Annotated in this window: 19 protein-coding genes; 5 read left to right on the plus strand and 14 right to left on the minus strand. The window is 71.0% G+C overall.

Going from position 1 to position 21,088, the window contains the following annotated elements; genetic code table 11:
- Positions 1-2: 2 nt before the first annotated feature.
- The 9 genes from OO47_RS02895 to OO47_RS02935 are packed head-to-tail and all read right to left on the minus strand — an operon-like array spanning position 3 to position 9,261.
- Positions 3-989 (minus strand): glycosyltransferase, encoded by a 987-nt coding sequence (locus tag OO47_RS02895; RefSeq protein WP_030209511.1) that lies wholly within the window; start codon positions 987-989, stop codon positions 3-5.
- Positions 986-1,600 carry an HD domain-containing protein gene (locus OO47_RS02900; protein WP_030209514.1) on the minus strand — a complete coding sequence of 205 codons (615 nt, stop codon included), beginning with the start codon at positions 1,598-1,600 and terminating at the stop codon, positions 986-988. The genes OO47_RS02895 and OO47_RS02900 overlap by 4 nt, the downstream gene beginning before the upstream one ends.
- Before the next feature lie 5 nt (positions 1,601-1,605).
- Positions 1,606-3,321: a carbamoyltransferase C-terminal domain-containing protein gene (locus OO47_RS02905; RefSeq protein ID WP_030209517.1), complete on the minus strand. Its 1,716-nt coding sequence runs from the start codon at positions 3,319-3,321 to the stop codon at positions 1,606-1,608.
- Between the two features lie 22 nt (positions 3,322-3,343).
- The gene (locus OO47_RS02910; protein WP_030209521.1) at positions 3,344-4,141 is read right to left on the minus strand and encodes a radical SAM protein; all 798 of its coding nucleotides are present in this window, start codon (positions 4,139-4,141) and stop codon (positions 3,344-3,346) included.
- A gap of 17 nt (positions 4,142-4,158) precedes the next feature.
- Complete coding sequence (locus OO47_RS02915) at positions 4,159-5,274, minus strand: hypothetical protein (protein WP_030209524.1); 1,116 nt, start codon at positions 5,272-5,274, stop codon at positions 4,159-4,161.
- Positions 5,274-6,383: a radical SAM protein gene (locus OO47_RS02920; RefSeq protein ID WP_030209527.1), complete on the minus strand. Its 1,110-nt coding sequence runs from the start codon at positions 6,381-6,383 to the stop codon at positions 5,274-5,276. The genes OO47_RS02915 and OO47_RS02920 overlap by 1 nt, the downstream gene beginning before the upstream one ends.
- 3 nt (positions 6,384-6,386) lie before the next feature.
- Positions 6,387-7,385 (minus strand): D-2-hydroxyacid dehydrogenase, encoded by a 999-nt coding sequence (locus OO47_RS02925; protein WP_030209534.1) that lies wholly within the window; start codon positions 7,383-7,385, stop codon positions 6,387-6,389.
- Positions 7,382-8,692, minus strand: coding sequence for a glycosyltransferase family 4 protein (locus OO47_RS02930; RefSeq protein ID WP_030209538.1), 1,311 nt, complete (start codon positions 8,690-8,692; stop codon positions 7,382-7,384). Before OO47_RS02930 ends, OO47_RS02925 begins: the two co-directional genes overlap by 4 nt.
- A 44-nt stretch (positions 8,693-8,736) precedes the next feature.
- Positions 8,737-9,261 carry an ATP-binding protein gene (locus tag OO47_RS02935; protein WP_234323062.1) on the minus strand — a complete coding sequence of 175 codons (525 nt, stop codon included), beginning with the start codon at positions 9,259-9,261 and terminating at the stop codon, positions 8,737-8,739.
- 207 nt (positions 9,262-9,468) lie between these two features.
- Between OO47_RS02935 and OO47_RS02940 the strand changes: the two genes are divergently transcribed.
- Positions 9,469-10,914, plus strand: coding sequence for a carph-isopro domain-containing protein (locus OO47_RS02940; RefSeq protein ID WP_030209543.1), 1,446 nt, complete (start codon positions 9,469-9,471; stop codon positions 10,912-10,914).
- Between the two features lie 10 nt (positions 10,915-10,924).
- The gene (locus tag OO47_RS02945) at positions 10,925-11,878 is read left to right on the plus strand and encodes an FAD-dependent oxidoreductase (protein WP_030209546.1); all 954 of its coding nucleotides are present in this window, start codon (positions 10,925-10,927) and stop codon (positions 11,876-11,878) included.
- A gap of 197 nt (positions 11,879-12,075) precedes the next feature.
- On the opposite strand, the gene OO47_RS02950 is transcribed toward OO47_RS02945, so the two are convergent.
- The 5 genes from OO47_RS02950 to OO47_RS02970 all read right to left on the minus strand — a co-directional run bounded on the left by OO47_RS02950 (position 12,076) and on the right by OO47_RS02970 (position 17,922).
- On the minus strand, positions 12,076-12,441 hold the full coding sequence (locus tag OO47_RS02950; protein WP_158708624.1) for a hypothetical protein: 366 nt from the start codon (positions 12,439-12,441) through the stop codon (positions 12,076-12,078).
- 107 nt (positions 12,442-12,548) lie between these two features.
- Positions 12,549-14,267, minus strand: coding sequence for a relaxase family protein (locus OO47_RS02955; protein WP_030209552.1), 1,719 nt, complete (start codon positions 14,265-14,267; stop codon positions 12,549-12,551).
- A complete protein-coding gene (locus OO47_RS02960; RefSeq protein WP_030209554.1) occupies positions 14,264-14,605 on the minus strand; it encodes a hypothetical protein in 342 nt (113 codons plus the stop codon). The genes OO47_RS02955 and OO47_RS02960 overlap by 4 nt, the downstream gene beginning before the upstream one ends.
- 323 nt (positions 14,606-14,928) lie before the next feature.
- Entirely contained in the window at positions 14,929-16,266 is a 1,338-nt protein-coding gene (locus tag OO47_RS02965) for a hypothetical protein (RefSeq protein WP_030209556.1), read from the minus strand.
- 249 nt (positions 16,267-16,515) lie between these two features.
- Positions 16,516-17,922: a DnaB-like helicase N-terminal domain-containing protein gene (locus tag OO47_RS02970; RefSeq protein WP_407696269.1), complete on the minus strand. Its 1,407-nt coding sequence runs from the start codon at positions 17,920-17,922 to the stop codon at positions 16,516-16,518.
- 397 nt (positions 17,923-18,319) lie between these two features.
- Here OO47_RS02970 and OO47_RS02975 point away from each other — a divergent pair, with 397 nt between their 5' ends.
- From OO47_RS02975 to OO47_RS02985, 3 genes are all read left to right on the plus strand, one after another.
- Positions 18,320-18,862 carry a helix-turn-helix domain-containing protein gene (locus OO47_RS02975; protein ID WP_030209561.1) on the plus strand — a complete coding sequence of 181 codons (543 nt, stop codon included), beginning with the start codon at positions 18,320-18,322 and terminating at the stop codon, positions 18,860-18,862.
- Between the two features lie 140 nt (positions 18,863-19,002).
- On the plus strand, positions 19,003-19,302 hold the full coding sequence (locus OO47_RS02980) for a helix-turn-helix domain-containing protein (RefSeq protein WP_030209564.1): 300 nt from the start codon (positions 19,003-19,005) through the stop codon (positions 19,300-19,302).
- Positions 19,299-21,065 (plus strand): tyrosine-type recombinase/integrase, encoded by a 1,767-nt coding sequence (locus tag OO47_RS02985; protein ID WP_030209567.1) that lies wholly within the window; start codon positions 19,299-19,301, stop codon positions 21,063-21,065. The genes OO47_RS02980 and OO47_RS02985 overlap by 4 nt, the downstream gene beginning before the upstream one ends.
- Positions 21,066-21,088: the final 23 nt, after the last annotated feature.

Consider the following 21,088-nt stretch of genomic DNA (forward strand, 5'->3'; position numbering starts at 1 on the left):
GGTCAGGCGACCTTCGCGAGAAGGTCGCCCCAGGCGTTGCCGAAGTAGTTCAGATCGAACCGGGCCAGGGCCTCGTACGCGGCCTTGGCCTCCGTCTGGCGCGCCGCAGCGCGTTCCTGGACCTGCGCCGGCAGGCGGCCGAGGTCCGGGGCGGGCTGCCCGGTCAGCGCGGCGAGGTCGCCCAGGCCGGCCACCGGGCGGATCAGGCAGGGCAGGCCCAGCAGCAGGGCCTCGGCCGCGCAGCGGCTCCAGCCCTCCCTCATCTGCGGGAGGAAGACGCCGACGTCGCACGCGCACAGCAGCCGCAGGTACCGCTCGCGCTCCACGTCGTAGTGGGCACCGTCGAAGCCGATGGTGTTGCTGCCACTGGTGATGACCCGCAGCCCAGGGGCGCCAGCCAGGGCCGCCGCGACCTCCTCGGTCCCCTTCCAGTGCACGGCCTTGCCCGCGTACACGCCGATCACGTTCGGCGGCAGACCAAATTCGGCGCGGCACTCGGTCCGGTCGAAGCCGCGGGCCCGCTCGACCTCCGTCATGTCGAAGGCGTTGTAAATCACCCGGACGTTGCGGACGCCTCGGGCCCGGAGAAACTCGGCCCAGTATGGGGCGACGCAGACCACGGCGGCGCACTGGGGCAGTATGCGGAACAGGTGCTCCCAGAGCATGGCCTCGACGGGAGCGGAGTCGTGCTGCAGCGGCTCGTAGTGGTGCAGGAGGAACACCGTGCGGGCCCGCATCTCCGGGGTGAAGAGCAGCAGGCTCAGGTCGTCCCACACGAAGGTGCCGCTGGCGCCGTCCAGCGCCCGGACCGTCGGGGCCAGGCGGGCGAGGTGGCGGAGCTTGCGCCAGCGGCGGACGCGGTAGGTGCGTTTGTGATCCGGGACCGTGCGCCACTCCACGTCGTCGGCCGTCGCCTCGTGGAGCATCCGCAGGTAGACCCGGCCGCCCGTCCGGCCGACCGGCTCCATCGAGTAGACGACCTGCTTCACGGACGTACCTCCTGTTGGTGTCGGACGTACTCGGTGTGGAGCAGCGCGTGTATGGCCTCCAGGTGGGAGCTGAGGCCACGGGCGGCGTCTGCGAGCGGGAGATAGAAGTCCTCCATGCTCCGGAGGAACCGCCGACGCCTGTCGACGTTGGGCGAGGCGGCGAGATCGCGCAGGTTGTGGAGGCGGTCGGCCAGCCGGACGAGGAGGTCCTCGGGCGGGAGCGCGGCCTGCTTGAAGCGCCAGCGGGTTTCGTCGCCAGCGGCCTTGGGACGCTGTTCGAGGCGGTGGTCGGCCGTCATCGCCCGCAGACGGGCGGTGAATCGGCCGCCCAGGTGCTGGACGAGCAGCGCCTCCGATTCGGGGGCCACCTCCAAGGCGTCGTGGAGGAGGGCAAGGAGAAGGGTCTCGACCTGGCTGACCCTGATCTCGGTGGCGAGCAGAGTGATGATGGCGAGCGGGTGTTCCAGGTAGGGCGTGCCCTGGTCGCGGGTGTGGCCGTCGTACACCGTGAGCGCGAGGGCGCCGGCCACGCGGGCGCGGGACTGCTCGTCCGTGTTCCACGCGGCGGCGCCGAGCACGGTGAGGACGTGGTCCAGGTCGATGGGGTTCATCCGCCTCACCTCGTACGGAGGGTCGTGGCACGGGGGTTGGGCACATGGTCGGCGAGGAGCAGGGTGTCGCCGACTGCCAGGGCGTCGAGGCCGAGGTCTGCTGCCGCTGCCGCGGCCTGCTCGGCGGTCCGCAGGATCGGAGTGCCCTTGCGGTTGAAGGAGGTGTTCAGCAGCAGCGGCAGTCCGGTGCGCTGGTGGAACTGCTCCAGGAGTTTGTGCAGGCCCTGGTGCTCGGGGGCGACGGACTGCACGCGGGCGGTGCCGTCGTAGTGGGTGACCGCGGCGATGCGTTCCACTCGGCATCGGCGGACGCGGGCGACACGGTTCATGAACGGGTCGCCCGCCGACATGAACCACTCCGTGGCGTGCTCGGCGAGGACCGCCGGGGCGAAGGGGCGGTATGTAGCTCGCTTCTTGATCGCGTTGAGCCGGTCGCGCGTGGCGGCGTGGCCGGGGTGGGCGAGGATCGAGCGATGGCCGAGGGCTCGTGGCCCGAATTCGAGCTGTCCCTGTACCCAGCCGACGACGTGGTGTTCCGCGAGGAGTGCGGTCACTGTGGGCGTCAGCGCCGGGCCCAGGTCGGTCAGCGCGCGGTACCCAGTCGGCACCGCAGTGGCTGGCAGGGCGCCCGAGTCCGGGCCCCATGCGGCGTCGGTCGGCACCGGGAGGCGCTCTTGGCCGAGCTGGTAGTGCCAGCCGTAGAGCGCGGCGCCGACGGCGGTGCCCGCGTCGTGTGGGGCCGGTGCCACGAAGAGGGTGTCGAAGCCGCTGTCGGCGGCCAGCTGGCCGTTAAGGTGGGAGTTCAGGGCGCACCCGCCCGAGAACACCAACGTCGATGCCCTGGTGAGTCGTCGCAGGTGACGGACGACATGGACGACGGACTCAGCGAAGACCTCCTGGACGGCGGCGGCCAGGTCTGCCCGCTCGTGGTCCTGGTGCTCCGTGACGTTGTCGGCGGTCCAGGCCCGGCCGCCGAGCAGCAGCGGTGTGCTGCTGTCCGCTGAGCCCCAGGGGTGGTCGATGCGGACCTCGCCGTCGTCGCCAAGCTGGATCAGCTCGCGGATCTGTGCTCCGTAGCGCTGGGGATCGCCGAAGGCCGCGAGAGCCATCATGCTGCCTTCGGGCTCGTCGCCGGGCGGGATCACCCGCCGCGCGAGGTTCCGGTAGAAGTGGCCGAGGGAGGAGTGCACGCGCCGGGGGCCGGCCGGGCTAGGCACGAGGGTCGGCATGCCCTGGTGGAGGCGGTCGATGCGATCGGGTCGCAGGTCGTACCCGGTGATGCGCTCGCGGCCCGGGCCGAAGTCGGAGCCGAGGGAGGAGCCGCCGGCGTCGATGACGAGGCCGGCCGCGTGGTCGTGGCCGGAGAGCAGGTAGCCGGAGAGCACGTGGGCCGTGTGGTGGGAGAGCAGGCGGAGGTGTTCGCCGAGCGGGGCGGGCAGGAGGGCGGCGAGTTCGTCTCGCTCCTCGGCCAGCCACCAGCCGGCGGCGGGGTTGGGGCGCATGGAGGCGGCCCAGACGGCGTCGATGTCCTGCGGGTCGAGGCCGGCGGCCTCCAGGCACCACTGGAGCGCGCGGGTCGGGGCGGTGAGCGTGCCCTTGCGGGTGGGGTGGTTGTGCTTGACGCCGCTCCAGCGTTCCTCCTCGGCCGCGTAGAGGCGGCCGTCGACGATTAAGGCGGCGCTGGTGTCGTGGTGGAAGTTCAGTCCGAGGACTGCGGGCATGGTCGTGTACCTCCGGTCTGGGTCAGACGGTGAGGGCCGAGGTGGGGAGCATGGCGGCGCCGGAGTCGGTGTACTCGTGGCAGCGCAGGCAGAACCGGAAGTGGTGGCCTCGGGGCGCGAACACCTTGGCCGCGAAGTCCTCGTCCCAGATGCTGAATTCGCTGTCGTCCTTCGCCATGGCGTTGAAGCAGCGGTAGCAGGACCCGTCCATCTCGATCATCAGGTGCTGGTCGAGGTAGCGGTCGCAGATGCCGCGCAGCTCGTTGGCCGGCTGGCCGACGTCGACGTGGTGCACGTGGTTGGTGACGTGGATGGCGCCGTACGTGTCGCACAGCCTCGCGAGCTGTGTGAGGCGGGTGGAACTGATCCCTTCCAGGACGCTGTTGATGACCACGGTCTTGCCGGCCTCACGGAGACGGGGAACGACGGCGTGGACCTCGTCGTAGTTTTCGTGCTCGTCGTCGCAGCCGATGAGGACCTGGTCGTACGAGCGGAGGGTGGCCTCCATGATCCGCTTGTTGCGGGCCAGGGTGATGGCGTTCGTGCCCAGGACCATGACCTTGTCCGGCAGGCGGGTGCGGGCCGCGTCGCTGAGGGCGGGGAAGTCGCGGTGCACGGTGGGTTCGCCGCCGTTGATGTGAAGCTGCTGGAAGGGGATGGTCTCCAGTCTGGCCAGGATGGTGGAGAACAGTTCCAGGGACATGTTCTCGCCCTGGGCGCCGTCGGCGAAGATGCAGAAGTCGCAGGACCGGTTGCACTTCGTCGTGATCTTGATCTTGGCCGTCTTCAGGATGCGGGGCAGGGGCGCACGCGCGGGCATGGCGGGGACTCCTTGGGTTAGGGGTGGACGTCACCGGGGGTGAGACTGAGGAAGTCCTGCGCAGTGGACTTCTGCCGGTGCCAGAGCGCGAGGGTCGCGCGCAGGGTGCTGGCGGTGGTCGGCTCGGTGGGGATCAACGCCGCCATCCGGGCGGCCAGCCGCTGGGTGGGAGTGGCCTCGTCGGCCGCGAGCGCGTTCAGGGTGTGCGCGGCGGCTCGGAGTTCACTCGCCTCGCGCCGGATCAGGTAGTCGGTCGCCACGCTGGGCGGCGGGTCGAGGTAGTACAGCCAGCGGGCGACACGGACGCGGAGCATCCCGGCGGCCATCACCCAGTCGGTACGGGTGTGCTCCTCGCCCTGGCCGGCGGGCCCCGCGGCGGGAACGCGGCGCATCGCAGCCTCGAGGGCGACGTGGGCCGTGCGGAGCAGGTGACGCGGACTCCGCGGACGGGCATCGGGTCGATCCTCGGCGTGCCCGAGGAACAGCTCGGCGTACCCGTCCAGCCCGTCCGGCTGCCACTGTGTGAGGGCGGCCGTCTTGCCGGGGCAGCGCGTCCGTGTCGCGAGCGCGGCGGCGGCGAACCAGCAGGGGGCCAGGTAGTGCCATGCCACGCAGTGGCGCCGGTACGCGACGATGTCCTCCACCACGTTGTCGGTGCTGTCCGCCGCCAGCTGGTACCGGCCGCCCAGTCGCCCGTGGAGGATGCCCCGATAGAACCGCTCGTCGACCTCGCACCACGGCGCCATCTGCGCTCGGGACTTCCAGCGCTGGAAGTCCCGCGAGCTCCCGCTGATCAGCGACCAGGTCGCGAGTTCAGGTGCGGAGACGAGCCGCCCGTCTGCCTCGGCCACGGTGAACGCGAAGCCGGGCGGATGCTCCAAGAGACGCCGGTGGGAGTTCTCCCTGCCGACCGCGGCGGTGTGCGCGGCGGCCAGGCGGTGGTTCCACTCCTCCCAGTCCGTCGGGGCCTGGGAAAGGAGAACCCGTACGTCGATGTCGGAGTGGGGAGCCAGCAGGTCGGCCGGCTGCCACTTGTGGGTGAGCATCACTGCGCCGATGCCGTGGGCGTCCAGCTCGCGTTCGTACAGGGCTCCGAGTCCCATGTAGAGGGACGGCGCTTCGATCGCCGCCATCACCGTTCCCCCGTGGAGGCGCGGGCGCAGGCGGACCGGGCCGCGTCCGTGGTGAGGAGAGGCAGCACGGGCAGGACGGGGGTGCCTTCGGGGCGCTCCATCCGGTCCCAGCGCAGGTCGTAGTCGACGTAGTGGAAGCCCTGCCAGGCGTCGTTGGTGTTGCGGTCGAGCATGGACTGGAAGAGGTGGGCGAAGGCGTCGTCGAGGGTGCCCTCGACGAGGTGGGACTTCAGAGGGATGTCGCGGTTGTGGAGGATGCAGGGGCGGGCCACACCGGTGGGTGTGATCTTGATGCGGTTGGCGTCGGAGCAGGTGGCGCAGCTGGAGTTGGAGATGAAGCCGATCGAGCCCGCCCAGCCGTCCGGGCGGAGGTACTGCCCGGGGCTGCGGACCCCGAGCTCGTCCCTGCGGACCTCTCCTGCGTCCGCGAACCACTCGTGGAGTCGGTCTCGGACCTCGGCCTCGTTGATGAACTCGGTGTCGAAGAGTGCCTGGGCGGGGCCGATGTTCTGGAGTTCGATCAGCCGGACGGCGATGGGCAGGTCGCGGGCGAGTTCGGCGACGGCGAAGGCGTCGTCCAGGTAGGTGCGCTGGAGAACGCAGTTGATCTTCACACGCAGGCCGAGGGAGAGGGCGGTGTCGAGGGTGCGCCGGGTGGCGCGCGGGTCGCCGCCGCCCATGATCTCGGCGGACCGGGTGGGGTCGAGGCTGTGGAGGCTGAGGTTGAGGTACGTCAGCCCGGCACCGTGAAGCTTCTCGACGCTCAGGCCGCGGCGCAGGTTGCCGTGGCTGGTCATGCCGATCGCTGCGTCGGCCCCGAGGCCGGTGGCGAGGCCCGCGATCACGTCGAGGATGTCCGCCCGGAGGGTCGGCTCACCGCCGGAGCAGTGCGCCTTCTTGATCTTCCAGGCGCCGGCCTCGGCAGCGATGGCCGCGTAGTCGGAGGCGGTCAGAGGACGGTCCTTGTGCCCGTAGTCCGGCATGCAGCGGGGCTTGCAGAACACGCAATCCAGGTTGCAGAGCGAGTTCAGGGTGAAGGCCAGGTAGGGGTGGTTGCGGCCGGTCGCGGCGAAGGCGGCGGCCAAATCGCGGTGTCGTGTGGCGGGCATTGGTCAGCCTCCTACGAGGGGAAAGCGGGCAGCGGGCACCTCGGCCAGGCCGTTGAGCGGCTGGTCCGTGAGGTAGCGGCGCAGGTTGTCGGCGAAGAACGCGACCGCCTCGTTCATGTACGTGCGGCTGAGCGTGGAGCTCTTCGGCGTGAGGACGACCCGGGGGTGCAGCCGCAGCGGATGGCGGGCGGGCAGCGGTTTCGGGTCGAAGACGTCCAGGGCGGCGCCGCGAAGGCGGCCGGCGTTGAGGGCGGCCAGGAGAGCCGCCTGGTCGACCGTCGCCGCGCGGCCGAGGTTGAGGAAGACGGACTTCGACTTGAACGCCGTGAAGAGGTCGTGGTCGAAGAACCGGTCCGTGGCCCGGGCGGCGGGCAGCAGATCGACCACCACGTCGGCGACGGCGACAGCCTGGTGCACCGCTGACGTGTGCATCCACGTGACCCCGCCCCCGGCGGCCACCGGCGGCGTCCGCCGTACGCCGATGACGCCCATCCCGAAGGAGCGGGCCGCACGCGCGAGGTGCCCGCCGATACTGCCGCAGCCGACGATGGTCATCGTCGCCCCCGCCAGGTCGAAGAACTCCTCGGCCAAGTCGTCCTTCCACCAGGTTCGGTTCCGCTGGGCGAGCTGGCTCATGAACAGCCCGCGTGAGAAGCCCAGGACCATTCCCATGGCGTGCTCGGCCATGGGCCGGCCGTGGAACCCGTACGAGCGCGTCAGAGCCACCCCGACGGAGTGGGCCTCGGCGACGGGCAGATGGTCGGTGCCGGCGGCCGGGGAGGCGATCCACCTCAGATGAGGCGCGCCGAACAGCCACGACGGCTCGAACCTCCAGCCGAAGTAGACGTGCGCCTCGGCCAGCTGGTGCGGCACGGCCTCCTTGGTCGCCGTACGGAACTCGACACCGGGGAAGGCGGCCGACAGCGCCCGCTCGTGCTCGGCGGACATCCGCCAGAAGGAGTGCGGGGAGTCAAGACTGATCAACACCACCGGCCGGTTCATCGCGCTCGGCCCACCGCACTCGACGCCGGCACCAGAGCCCAAGGGGCGATGCGCTCGATGACGGAACCGATGCTGGCCTCGTAGTCGTGGCGCGAGCGCACCAGGGCCGCCCCGGCGCTCCGGAGCCGGTCACGTTCGCGGGGCAGGGCGGTCAGGGCGCGGTGGAGCGCGGAGGCCAGGGACCGGGCGTCACGTGGTGCGGCGGTGAAGCCGGTCTCGCCCTCGACGACGGTCTGGGCCAGCCCGCCGGCCGTGGTTGCAACCACCGGGCCCGCTCCGGCTGCGAACGCCTCCAGAGGGATGCGACCGAAGGGCTCCTCCCGAGAGGGAACGACGACCGCGCGTAGGGCCGGGTTGTGCAGCCAGGCGCGGATCGCGGGGGTGAAGCGCGTGATCAGAGTCGCGTCCAGGCCGTACACGCGGATGCGCGCCGCCAGGTCCTCCTGGTATGAGGTCGGGCGCCCGTGTTCGTCCGAGGTCACCGCCGCCAGGATCAGGTGCGGGGCGCGGAAACCGCGCTCCTTGAGGATGCGCAGCGCTTCCAGGAGGTCGTCGAAGCCCTTCGTCGGCACGGCACGGCCCATGGCGAGAAGGAACCCGGCGCGGGCCTTGAAGGGCAAGGGCGGCGCGCTCGTAGGCGGGGCCATCTCCTCCCGGATCAGCCCGTTCGGGACGCTCACGATGCTTCCCCGAGGGACGGCGTAACTGACGACGAGGTGGCCGCGCATGTGGGAGGAGATGGCGCCGATCCGCCCGCCTCGGACGGTCGCCGCCCGCAGGGCGTCCCGCTCCCAGCGGACGCGGGACATGTCCCTGGGCCTTGTCAGCGCGGTCGTGGAGCGGGGCACGAGCAGCAGATCCGTGGTCGGCGATGTGTAGGAGGCCAGACCGAGGAATGGGATGTCGAGGCCGATGAGGAGGCACCGGCTCGCCCGATCAGCGATGCGTACGGCTGCTTCGCCTGCCAGGTCGCACAGCTGCATGGAGCCGTGGATCGAGTCCGGCGGTGCCTGCACCTCCGGGATCGTGATGACTTCGGCCTTGGCCTGTCGCAGCATCTGCTGGACCTCGCTGGTCCACCGCCTGTCATGCGCTCCCACTTTGTCCGACACATGCGGCGTGATCACGGCAAGGCGGCCAGGTGGCAGCAGGCGGGCGAGGGCCGTGAGGAAGGCGCGGTTGCTGAAGCCGGTGCCCGACGCCGCGCCGTAGAAGCCCTCGTGGAGGGCGACGATGACGCGGGGCTGGCGGATCAGCTCCGGTACAGCCGTGGGTGGGGGTGGCGGAGTCGCATGGTCGATGCGCACCGTGTGGTGCCTCCTTCGAAGACGGGGGATCGCGGGCGGGAGCGTCAGGCGCTGGCAGTCGAAGGGCAGACCCCGCGGGTGAGTCGGCACCAGGCGCGGGTGCCATGGGCGGCGGTCGTCAGCGACCAGGCGTCGGCCAGGGCCTCGACGATGACCAGTCCTCGTCCCGATTCGGCCTCCTCCTCGGGAATCGGAGGGGAGGACGGCACGGAGTGAGAGCAACCTCCGTCGGTGACGGTGATCTCGACTTCCAGGCCGCCGGTGGTCGGGTTTGTGCGGTCGACGCACAGGACCAGGGGCGGGCTGCCCGAGGCGAACGCGTTCGTTGCGAGCTCCGACGTGATCAGCCGGACGTCATCGAGGAGGTCCGCCTCGGCGCCGTGGAGCGCGACCGCCACTGCCTCCCGGGCGACCTCGGCCGCCTTCGGCCCGTACGGCAGATCCGTGATCAGCGTGGTCGCGCGGGCGGCGCCGGCGTCGGCCTGCCCGGAGATGGGGGCCGGTCGTCCGACGCTGCGCTCCAGCACGCTGCTCGTACGGGCGCGGGAGGTGCTCGTGCGTTGTTTCAAGGCCCACCCCTTTTCTCCGTCGGCGCCGAACGCGGCGCCTTCCGCCGGGATCCAAGAACACCGGAGGAGGCCGGTCGCGCAGGACCTGATCAACGGGTCAACTCGGTCAACTTCCTTGAGAAGGAGGTGAGTCAGCCGTCCGAGCGCGTCACCATGAGGGAGCGCGAGAAGTGATGGACGAACCACTGGGGCAAGAGGTGGTCACACGTGGCACCGCAGGCAAGGGAACCCAACGCCGTACTGGCGGGGTGCCTCGACGAACTCGGGTGGAGCCCGAAGGCGCTCGCTCGCAAGCTCAACAGGGTGTTCGGAGCGGGGACGGTGGCCGAGTCGGCGCCGTACCACTGGCGGGACGCTGGCTCGCTGCCGCGCTCGCCGTTACCGATGATGGCCGCCTACGTGCTCTCCCAGGAACTGGGTAGACCTGTCTCGGTGGCCGAACTCTGGCAGGACCGCGTGGGCGACTCCTCGGCGCTCGTGCCGGCCGACACGGATCTCGCACGGCCCTGGACCGTGCAGGGCATGGAGGCGATCGTGGAGGACTGGGTGATGGGAGGGCTCGTCGACCGACGCCGGTTCCTCGCGATCTCGGGCGCGGGGCTCCTCGCGATCGTCGCCCAGTACCTCGACGGCACCGCGGGGCGCGGCCAGTACGCGCCCCGGATCACGCCGTCCGCAGGTGCCGATCCGCTCGTTGACCAAGTCGAACAGCACCTGCCCATGCTCTCCGCGCTCGACGACGAACATGGTGGAGCACGTCATCTCCCTTACGTGGGTGCCCAGTTCCGTGCGATCGGGCTGCTGATCCGCGAAGGCGGTCATGCTCCCGCCGTCGCCAGCCGCCTCATCCGCGCGCTCGCGGAGATCGGCCAGCTGGCAGGCTGGATGGCCTTCGACGCCGCCGACCACGGCCTGGCACAGCGCTACTTCGCCACCGCTTTGCGGGCAGCACACCAGGTCAACGACCTGCCCCTCTGCGCCCACATCCTCGGCGACCTCTCCTTCCAGGCCGCGAGCCGAGGCCACCCAGCGGACGCCATCGCCCTCGGCGAGGCCGCTCGCCGGGCCAGCGACGCCGCTCCACCAGCCGTACGGGCATCCGTCCTGTCCCGGCTCGCGTACGCGTACGCCGCCGCCGGCCGCGACAACGACTTCGCGCACACCTGCGGGGCCGCTCGCGAACTGATCGCCAGCCGGGACGGCAGCCAAGAGGAACCCCGCTGGATGTACTTCCTCACCGACAACCACCTGGAGTGCCAGGCCGGTTATGGCCTCATCCAGATGGGCCGCGCCCAGCAGAAAGCGGACGGCGGCCCGAAGGCACGGCGCTTTATCGCCCAGGGGGCAGAGATGCTCCGGTCCGGGGCGTACGACGTTCCACGCGGAGACCCCAGCCAGCGCAGGGCCATGTTCGAAGGAGCCTGGCTGGCCCTGGGCCACAGCGCCCATGGTGACCTGGAGGCCGCCTGCGAGGTCGGCCAGATCGTCGCCGACCGCCTCGACGTCGTGCGCTCGCCTCGCAGCGCGGCCCTGCTCCACCAGCTCGCCGCAGACCTGCGCCGCCGACAGCGCAACGCCCACGTGCGCAGCTTCCTGCCAACCCTGGAGCACGCCCTCGCCGAACACGCCCCGTCGACGCCACCTGGCCGTTAGGGTCAGGATCATGACCGCAGGGGAGCGCGTTGTCGTTGTCGGGGCAGGGGTGGCGGGACTCACCACCGCCGTCGTTCTCGCCGAGGCCGGAACTTCGGTGCACGTGATCGCTGAGCAGGTGCCGGGCGTCACCTCCCTGGCGGCCGGGGCTATGTGGGGGCCGTACCTGGTAGAGCCAAAGGACAAGGTCGACCACTGGGGACAACGGTCCCTAAAGGTCTTCCGCGAGCTGGCCGAGGACCCGTCGACGGGCGTCCGGCTCACCAGCGGCATTGAGGCGTCTCGCACAGCCGAGGCGCCGCCAGACTGGGCCACCACCCTGCCCGGCTTCCGGCCGTGCGAGCCGACTGAACTGCCGGCCGGGTTCTCGGTTGGCTACCGGTTCACGGCGCCACTGATCGATATGCCCACCTACCTCGACTACCTCCTGCGTCGGCTTGATGCCGCTGGGGGAACGGTCGAGCGGCGACGCCTGGCCTCGCTCGCGGACGCCGGTCCTGCTCCAGTGATCGTCAACTGCACGGGCTTGGGTGCTCAGGAACTGGTCCCGGACCATGCCCTTCGGCCTATCCGCGGCCAGCACGTGGTCGTCACCAACCCGGGGCTGACCGAGTTCTTTTCCGAGGACACCGGCCTCTCGCCGGACCTGCTGTGCTTCTACCCTCACGGCGACACCGTCGTCCTCGGCGGCACCGCCATCGACGGCGAAAGTGACCTCGGCCCCGACGACAAGGCGGCGGCCGGCATCCTGGCCCGCTGCGCCGAGGTCGAACCCCGTCTGGCCGAGGCCCGCGTCCTGGAGCACCGGATCGGCGCCCGGCCGACCCGGGACACGGTCCGCGTAGAGGCGGAGCGGGCGGAGGACGGCACCCTGATCCTGCATAACTACGGCCACGGAGGCGCTGGCGTCACGCTGTCCTGGGGCTGTGCTGATGAGGCACAACGCCTGGTGGGAGAACGGTGAGAACGGCCGACAGCGGGAGGCGCCCGCGAGGCGTTGCGGCACTCGCTGGTGCCTCCGAGCGAGCGCGGCTGAGGCAGGCGGTCGCGCGGTCTGACTTGAGCGGGGCCGTCTGACCGGACGACGGAGCCCGGCCGGTGGTCAGGGAGGGCTCCCCGACCACCGGCCGACGGTTCCCGTATGAGGCTGTGCCTGTGTCCTCAGTCCTTGCGCGGGCGGAACTGGTTGGCGCCCGCAGCGACGATGGTCTCCAGCCGGCCGTACTCGAGCATGTCCTCGTGGGTCATGAAGGGGATGAGGGCTTCGCGGTGCGGGATGACGTACTTAAACAGGAGCTCGGCCATGTCGTGCGCGGCTGATTGGGCCTCGGCTCCGGCCTCGGGGTTGTGGACGTGGACGCCAGCGGCCTGGAGCTCTTCGAGGGTGGCGTCATCGGCGAGGGCCTGTTCCTCGTCGGTGAAGGGGCGTCCGTCGAGATGGCGGAAGATGCGGGTACCCGGGGGGCGGTTGAAGTTCGTGTCGAACAGCAGAGCCATCACGTGGGGGCGGGGGGTGGGTGCGGACAAAGGGGTTCTCCGTAGCGGGGCGGGGGTGTTGATGTACCCATGGTCTGGAGAATCCCCGGTTAGCCTAACCGGGGATCGTCGGCTATGTTGTGCGCTCTTTTCGCGGTTCAGGGTCGCCGCGCGGAACTTTTTATGGTCCTGGTTTCGGTTTGCGCTGTCCGTTCCGGCGAGGCGACCACGTGTTTGCCGGTGGCTCGCCGGCCCTGGGCGTTTTGAGGATCCGCGGGGAGCCCGGCCATCAGTCGCAGCCGCCACACGAGTACGTCGCTCACGTGTTCCGCCGTGTCCAGTTCCCTGCGGGCCGCTGCCTGGGTGAGCAGGGTGGTGGGGTTGCGACCGGCGGTCTGGGCCTCGGCGAGGGTGGCTGCGAGGGCGGGCCAGCCGGGCTCGGCCAGGATTCGGTCGGCCAGCTCGGGCAGTGCCTGGCGCACAGCGGTGGCGTGGTGGCGCTGCCAGGCTGGGGCCAGGCGAGCACCCCGCTGGTGGAGCAGCGCCATGGGGTGTTCGGCGGCGGCCTGGTAGGCGGCGCGGAGGTGTTCGGCGGCCCGGTGGGCGGCTTCGGCCTGCTGGGCGTGCTGCTTCTTGGCGTGCCAGGTCGCGGCGGCGATGGCGAGGAAGATCAGCATGTCGATCGCCATAGCCGCGGTGGCGCCGTCCTCTCCGCGGCCGAGGGCCGGGCCGCTGTGGACGAGGTTGCGGGCGGCCTGGCGAAGGGCGCGGTCGTGGCCGCGTGCGGCGCGGACGTGGGAGCGGGAGGCGCGTTCGAACGCGGCGGCGGCGGCCCGGAGTTCTTGGCGGGTGTGGGCGGCGGATGTCTGGGCGAGGGCGTCGAGAACTTCGCCGGTGGCGGCGATCTGCGCGGCGATCATGCCATCGTTGGCGTGGTCGATGACGAGCAGTGCCTGCCAGGCGGCGGCGGTGGCGCGCCGGCGTGCGGACGCGGGTTCGGTCACCGGCGGCAGGGCCGGCTGCTGGGTGACGTCGTCGGAGGTCTGGGCCCAGCGTTCGCGGATGCGGGGCAGGGACAGGTCCGGGGCGAGCTTGGAGCCGGAGTAGAAGACGGGTTCGCCCTTGGCGTTGCGGTCGCCGGGGAGGGCGACGGTGTAGCCGAGGGTGTCGCCTGACGGTGCGATGCCGCGCCGGATGAGCAGGCCGGCTGAGGCGAGGCGTTCGAAGAACTCCTCTTCGCTCGCCGCGCCGGCCACCGAGCGGCGGACCGTCTCGCGCAGCTCCTCGCGCGAGGTGCGCTGCTGGCCCCGGCGTTCGGCTTTGTGACGTTCGGCGCTGGTGGGGCGTTTTGCAGCGGTGCCATCGCCCGGCGTGACCCGGCGCAACCCGTAGTCCGCTTCGATGAGGCGGGCCTCCGCCTGGGCGCGGCGAGCCTCGTTGTGCAGGCGGGGCCTTCGGCCGTCGTCGCGGACCAGGGTGGCGATGATGTGGATGTGGTCGTCGGCATGCCGGACGGCCGCCCACCGGCATGCCTGGTCGTCGCCGTCGAGGGCGATGCCGGTGGCGGAGACCATGCGGCGGGCGATGGCCGCCCAGTCGTCGTCGGACAGGATCGGGTCTTCTGGGCTGGCGCGCACAGACAGGTGCCACACGTGCTTCTTGGGGCGCCGGCCGGCGGGCAGGGCGTTGACGGGCTGGTCGAGCAGGCGCTCCAGCTGCTTGTAGGTGGCGCTGGGGTTGCGGCCGGGGTCAGGGGTGAGCGGGTCGAAGGCGGCCACCAGGTGCGGGTCGACGTGTTCTTCGTGGGTGCCGGGGCCGTAGAGATATCGGATCAGGCCGATCGTCTCGCTGCCTCGCTTGTGGATGCGGGGGATCACGCCGGGGCACCACCGTCGCGGTGGGCGAGCAGGGCGTCGGCGGCGTCCTCCATACGACGGGCCGCGCCCAGGACGGCCTGAGCGGTGGCGTCGAGATGGGGTGCGTCGGCGCCGGAGTTGAGGGCCTTGGCGATCTGGTTGAAGAGGCCGTGGATGCGGCCCAGATGCCGGCGGGCGGCGAAGATCTCGTCGAGGACTTCGCGTTCGGTGGCGATCTCGGCGGCGGTGCGAGTCAGGTCGCGGGCCGCCTTGTCCACGGCGTAGGCGAGGAAGGCGGCGTTGCTCATCTGGCATTGAGCGGCTGCGTCGGTGAAGCGTTTGTACTCGGCGTCGTTCATGCGGCAGCTGGGCTGACGCAGGCGCTTGCGGGGCTTCGGCTGACGGGCGCGCTGGCGCCGCCGTGAAAGGGACTCGGCCTGCCGTCCCCCTCCAGGCTGCGGTCCGCCCTCGGCCGCTGCCTGCCGTCCCGGTGCCCCCTGGCGCCGGGACTCTCCCGCCACCTCCGGGGCGGGAACTCCGGGAGCATTGCTCCCGGGACAACTTGCTCCGCCGTGGTCTGGGGTTGTGGACGGCTGCTGCTGGGACATGGCGAGTTCGTGGTGCGGGTCGTGCATGGGTCTCCGTGTCGGGTTGTGAGGTGAGTGGCTGGGCGAGGTGGCCGTCAGCCGTGGCGTGAGGCATTCAGTTCGGCCTTGACCTCGCGAACGATGACGCCGGCGTCATCGCTGGCGACGGTGTATCCGTCGCCGCGTACGACCTCTTCCAGGTAGTCGCGGGACAGGCGGCCGTGCTCGTCGTGGAGACGGTGGGCGTAGTCGCGAAGGACTTCGTCCGTGGCTCGGGGCTTGCGGCCCGGCCGCTTCGGCTTTGGAGTAGCGCGCTTGCCCGGCGGGGTTCGCGAGCCGCTGCCCGTGGGAGGCAGAGCCGCCTCTTGCGGGCGGGCCGTCGATTCCGGGCCGGAGTGGGCGGTGGGATTCGGGCGGGCGGATCGCAGGCGGGCGCCCGGGTGGGATTCCTCATCGCCCGGGTCTGATGGGTGCGGGCGGGCGCGATCATTTGCCCGCCCGTCGCCGTCCGCCCGGCAGTGGTCGGGCTGTCCTGCGGGCGGGCTGGCGGGCTGCCCGGCGGGCGGATCCCAGCGCCCGGGCAGGTCGATGGTGGCCAGGGCGGCTGCCTGGCGGCGGGTGGCGAGCTGGCGCAGCAGCTGCTCGTTGCGGCGCGGGTCGGCGTCGATACCGGAGCGGGCGAGGGCCTTGGACAGGCGGCGAACGGTGCGCCGACCCGCCCATCCGGCCCGCTGCTCAGGTGTCATCTCGGCGAGGCGGGCGGCCAGAGCGACGGCTCGGTGTGTGGCCCGGTCGCGGACGATCTGCGCGGCGCCCTGGTCCTGCTCGACGATCCCCAGGCGGGCGAGCAGCCGCTCGCGGGCCTGTCGCGTGAGAACGGCGGCGAGCCCGCGGGATGCGGCGTCGGGGGTCCGCTGGCGGAGCTCGATGCCCATGGCCAAGTGCCACAGCACAGCAGCCATCACCGGGCCGGTGAAGGCGCGCACGGTGCCGCCGACCGGGCCGGCCTCGGCGAAGGCGGGGATGGTCTGCATGGCGGTGATCACCCAGACCAGAACTCCGGGCAGGCCGGCCGCCTGCTTCGGCCCGTGCAGGTTCTGGCGGGCCATCAGCGCCATCGAAAACAGGGCGAGCTCGGCGGCGGCGAACATCGCGGTGCGCTCGGCGGTGTTGCGCATGTCGAGGTAGTGGGCGGCGAACCGCCAGCTCGTGTCCGCGCTGTAGGCGGTGCACACGAGTGCCGCCACGGTCGCTGTGACGACGGCGGCCGAGGGGCGCCGCTTCCGATCGCGGGTGTGATGTTGGCTGCGTCGCGTCTTCAGGCCCCCGAGCAGTGCGCCGGCGGCGACGGCCAGGACGGCCACGGGCACGAGCGGATCATCGGTGAACGGGAGCGAAGCGGTGGCGAGCGTGTCGGTTATGGCAGGGGGCATGTACGGGGCTACTCCGGGGAGATTGAGGAGGCGATCACGGCGTTCACGGAGGGGGCGTACACGCGGGGCCCCCTTCTAAAGGGGGCCCGCGCGTGATCGCTTGGGTGCGTGTACGGCGTGGACGGTCGCGTGATCGCTCTACCTGCGGTTTTGCGGTGAGCGTGTGCGCTGTGAGGGGTTCACGGCGGTCTGCGGGCGCGAGGGCCGCGTGTACGGTCGCGTGAACGCTTTCGGGTGTCGGTGCGGGGTTCAGCCGACGGCGGTGAGGTGGCGGGCGGAGGCGTAATAGCGGGCCTGCTGGCCGCCTCCGGCCCCTCCGGCGGTGCCGTCGGCCTTGGTGGCCAGGCCGCTGTCGACGAGGCGGCTGAGGTGGCGTCGCGCCTTCTCGATGTCGGCTCGTTCGGGGTCACCGCCGCCGATGAGGATGATCGCCAGGTCGCGTGCGGTCAGCCCGTTGGGGGCGTTGCGCAGCAGGGCGGCGGGGTCCTTGGTGGGGTCGACGGTGGTGGTGCCGCGCACGTGGTCGTGGGTGACGTCCAGGGGGCCGACTTCACCGGTGGAGGTCTTGAGGTGGTGGAGGGTGACCGCGGGGTCGCCTGCTCGGCCGGTGACGAACAGGACGCTGCCCGCGCCGGAGGTGTACCAGGTGGAGCCGTAGACCTGGTCCAGGCTGGGGCGCTGGCCGCGCGGCGCGTCGGCGGTGGCCTTGCGCTGGTGGTGCAGCTCCATGATCTCCACGCCGTTGCGAATGGCGCGCATACGGGCGTTGTGGAAGGCGACCGCGAGGCTGTCGTCGACCATCGTGCTGACCGCGTCCTTGAGGCTGTCGATCACGATGGTGTCGGCCTGGTGGGCGGCGGCGAGGTCGGCGAGGAGGTCGGGCTCCTTGTCGAGGGTGGCGGGCAGCGGACCTTCCCAGACCACGAGCCGTTCGCGCAGGATCTTCTCGTCGGTGGGGAAGACGCGGCGCGCCATGGCCTTGGCGATCTGCTTGGGGCGGTCCATCGCCAGGTAGAGCACGCGCCTGCTGGGGGCGACGGGCATCTCCAGGACGGTCTCCTGCAGGCCGATGCGAGCGAAGATCACCTGATGGGCCAGGGTGGTCTTGCCGACGCCTGGAGCTCCGACGATCATCAAGCTCTCGCCGGATGCCCAGACGGTCTTCTCTCGGGTGCCCCACAGGGGCTCGGTGTCCGCGCCGCTCTCCTTGACGAACGACCACCCGTCGGTGATGAACCGCGAGAGTCGTCCCTGCCCCGAGGCCAGGGCGCGCTCGCGCTCGGCCCGGACCTCGGTCTCGACCTCGCTGCGGATGACGTCGGGGTCCGCTCCGGGCTCCATGGCCCGCTGCACCGTGCGCAGGCCCGAGGCGCGCAGGCGCCGCAGGTCGGACATCCGGCGCACGATCCCCGCATAGTGGGTGGCGCCGCTGACCGAGGGGGCGGCGGAAGCGAGCCGGTGCACGTATGCGGCGCCGCCGACACGCTCCAGCTCGTCCTGCTCGCGCAGCCGGTCGCAGAGCATGATCGGGTCAGTGGGCTTGTCCTCGCCGCGCAGGGAGAGGACCGTCCGCCAGACCGTCTCGTGCGCCGGCCGGTAGAAGTCCGGCCCGTCGAGCAGGTTCCGTACGGCGTCGACCACTGCGGAGTCGTGCATGCACGCGCCCAGCACGGCGGCTTCGGCGTCCGCGTCGTGCGGTGGCACGGCGGTGAAGTCGTCGAAGGAGCGGGAGGGCCCGTGGGTGTCGTGGTGTGGCGCGGCAGGACGCGATTCGTCCATACTGGGCACTGAGCTCCTCACTTGCGAGCCGTATGGGACGGCGAATCCCAGGTCACGCAGGTCAATCGTTCAGGGATGGGCGGTTTCGAGGGTTCGAGCTTGGCCCCCGGTGTTCGTAGCACCGGGGGCTTTTTGCGTTCACCCCCGTGCGGGGGCGGACGACCCACACTACCTGACGTTTTCGGCAACGCAATGGTTGCGTTCGGCTCCGCAATGGTGTTTCCTTGGATCATCGCCCCGGGTGTCCCCTGGGCCTGACCGAGGAGGTGGAGACATGAGCGGCGATGAAGGGGCGGCCCGCGCCGGCCCGGACCGGCCCTTGCCCGAGGACTACGTCGCCCAGCGGATCAAGCTCGAACGCGAAGCGCGCGGGTGGAGTACGGTCACGCTGTCCGAGCGGATGGCCGAGGCCGGCCACCCCGTCAACCAGGCCGCCATCTGGCGCATCGAGAGCGGCAAACCAAGACGCCGTGTCAACCTCGACGAGGCCATCGGCTTCTGCAAGGTCTTCGACCTGGACATGGACGAGCTGACCAGCCCGCCCGGTCAGATCGCCAACGCTCACGTCCGCAGGCTCATCGCCGAGTACGTGGGCAACTACAAGCAGCACCTCGCGGCCCGCAAGGAGATGCGCCGGATCCAAGGGCAGCTGCAGGAGTACACCGACGCCAACCCGAACCAGGAAGACCTGGTCAAGGGATTCCTGGCGCACGAACTCGCGGTTGCCTCCAACGGCGAGTTCCACCGTCACTTCCCGCCGTCGAAGCTGATCAGCTACCTCGGCGAACACGTCAAGGACATCACCCCGAAGGACTGACCGGCCCGCCGTCCCCCGCTGCTACGAACAGCAGGGGCTGGCCCTCGCCGCGTACGTCCCACCGCACACCGCCCATCCCTGAACAATCGCGGCCAGCACGGGATTCGCCGTCCCACGCTCGGCCAGAGAAGGACTTCCCCTTGCCCGAAAACGGTCTTCCGCTTGCCCAGATAGCCCGCCTCCTGGACGTCCCCGAGGACGCCCTGCGCACCCTCGTGGCCCAGCGTCGACCCGCCAGCGGTGACGCCACACTCGTCGCGCTCACGGTCGAGGAGGCCGCCCGCCGCCTGGGCATCGGCCGCACCAAGCTGTACGAATACGTCTCCGCCGGAGAGATCGCCTCGGTCAAGATCGGCAGTCTCCGGCGCATCCCAGCAGAGGCGGTGAACGACTTCCTCACCCGCCAGCTCGGCGCGTCGGACTTCGGGACAGCCGCGTGACCGACTCCCGTACCGCCAAGTCTCGTCAGCCCAACGGCGCTTCGACCATCTACCTCGGCAAGGATGCCCGTTGGCACGGCCGCGTCACCGTCGGCGTCAAGGACGACGGCACCCCGGACCGGCGCCACGTCAGCCGCAAGACCCGCGCCGAGGTCACCAAGGTCGTCCGCGACCTGGAGCGCCAGCGCGACAAGGGCGCCGTCCGCAAGGCCGGACAGTCGTGGACCGTGAAGACGTGGCTCATCCACTGGGTCGAGAGCATCGCCGCAGCGCACGTCTCGGAGAACACGATCGATGGCTACCGGGTGGCCGTCTACCACCACCTCATCCCCGGCCTCGGCGCCCACCGCCTGGAGAGGCTCGACCCCGAGCACCTGGAGCGCTTCTACAAGAAGATGCAGGACAACGGCAGTGCCGCCGGCACAGCCCACCAGGCCCACCGGACGGTCCGCGCGGCCCTCAACGAGGCCGTGCGCCGCCAGCACCTCACCTCGAACCCGGCCTCCATCGCCAAGCCCCCCAAGGTCGAAGAGGAAGAGGTCGAGCCGTACACGGTCGAGGAGGTCCAGCGCCTCCTCGCCGAAGCGGGCAAGCACCGCAACACCGCCCGCTGGGTTATCGCGCTCGCCCTCGGCCTGCGCCAGGGCGAGGTCCTCGGCATGCAGTGGGACGACGTCGACTTCGAGCTCGGCGTCATCCGCGTACGCCGTGGCCGCCTGCGGCCCCGCTACAAGCACGGCTGCGGCGACCGCTGCGGACGCAAGCCCGGCTTCTGCCCCCAGAAGATCAACACCCGCCGCGAGACGAAGAACGCCAAGTCCCGCGCCGGCCAGCGCCCCATCGGTGCCCCCGACGAACTCCTCCAGCTCCTCCGGCAGCACCGCGAGGAGCAGGCCCGCGAGCGATCCCGAGCCCGCGACCTGTGGACGGAGAAGGGGTACGTATTCACCTCGCCCACTGGCGAGCCCCTGAACCCGAACACCGACTACCACAAGTGGAAGGAGCTACTGCGGGCCGCCGGCGTTCGCGACGCCCGCCTCCACGACGCGCGCCACACCGCGGCGACGGTCCTGCTCATCCTCGGCGTCTCCGATGCGGTCGTCGACGCCATCATGGGTTGGGAGCCCGGCAAGTCCGCCCGGATGCGCCGCCGGTATCAGCACCTGACCAGCCGCGTCCTCAAGGACACCGCGGCCAAGGTCGGCGGCCTCCTGTGGGGCACGGACCAGACTGCGGGTAGCGCTGAGCCGGAGGCCGGTCAGAGCCCCGTTCCCGCCGAGCTGGTGGTCCACGTCGCCCGCCTCGGCGAGCGGCGCGTGCCCTTCCTCCACCGCGAGCACGCCGACGAGGTCGTCGCCCGATGGGGCGAGGACTGGCCCGACCACACCGCCGAGGTCGAGGAATGGGACCGCTGGCGCTGGGAACACGAGGGCCCTGGCGGCGCGAGTGCCATCCGCGACCGTGTACCGGAGCGGGCCGTGGTCTTCCACGCCCGAGCCCTGTTCCTCCCCGGTGGGGAACGCGCGGCGACCGGGGTCCCGGAGCAGTGGTCGGTGTCGGCCTGGGACTTCGAGACCGACCGCTACACCGACCGCTCCTCGGCCTGGCGCACATCTCGCCGCCCTGGCACAGGCCAGGAGGTCGAGGTCCAGGTGCGAGGCACGGACAAGGCCGCCGTAGAGGCTGCCTTCGCCGAAGCGTCTGCACAGGCTGTGGACCGTGCCCGAAACCCGGGGAAGTACGGCGACACCGACGAGTGGTAGCGAGAAAGCGATCAGACGAGCCC

This window comes from Streptomyces bikiniensis (genome assembly GCF_000716625.1).
In the GTDB taxonomy this organism is placed as follows: Bacteria; Actinomycetota; Actinomycetes; order Streptomycetales; family Streptomycetaceae; genus Streptomyces; species Streptomyces bikiniensis.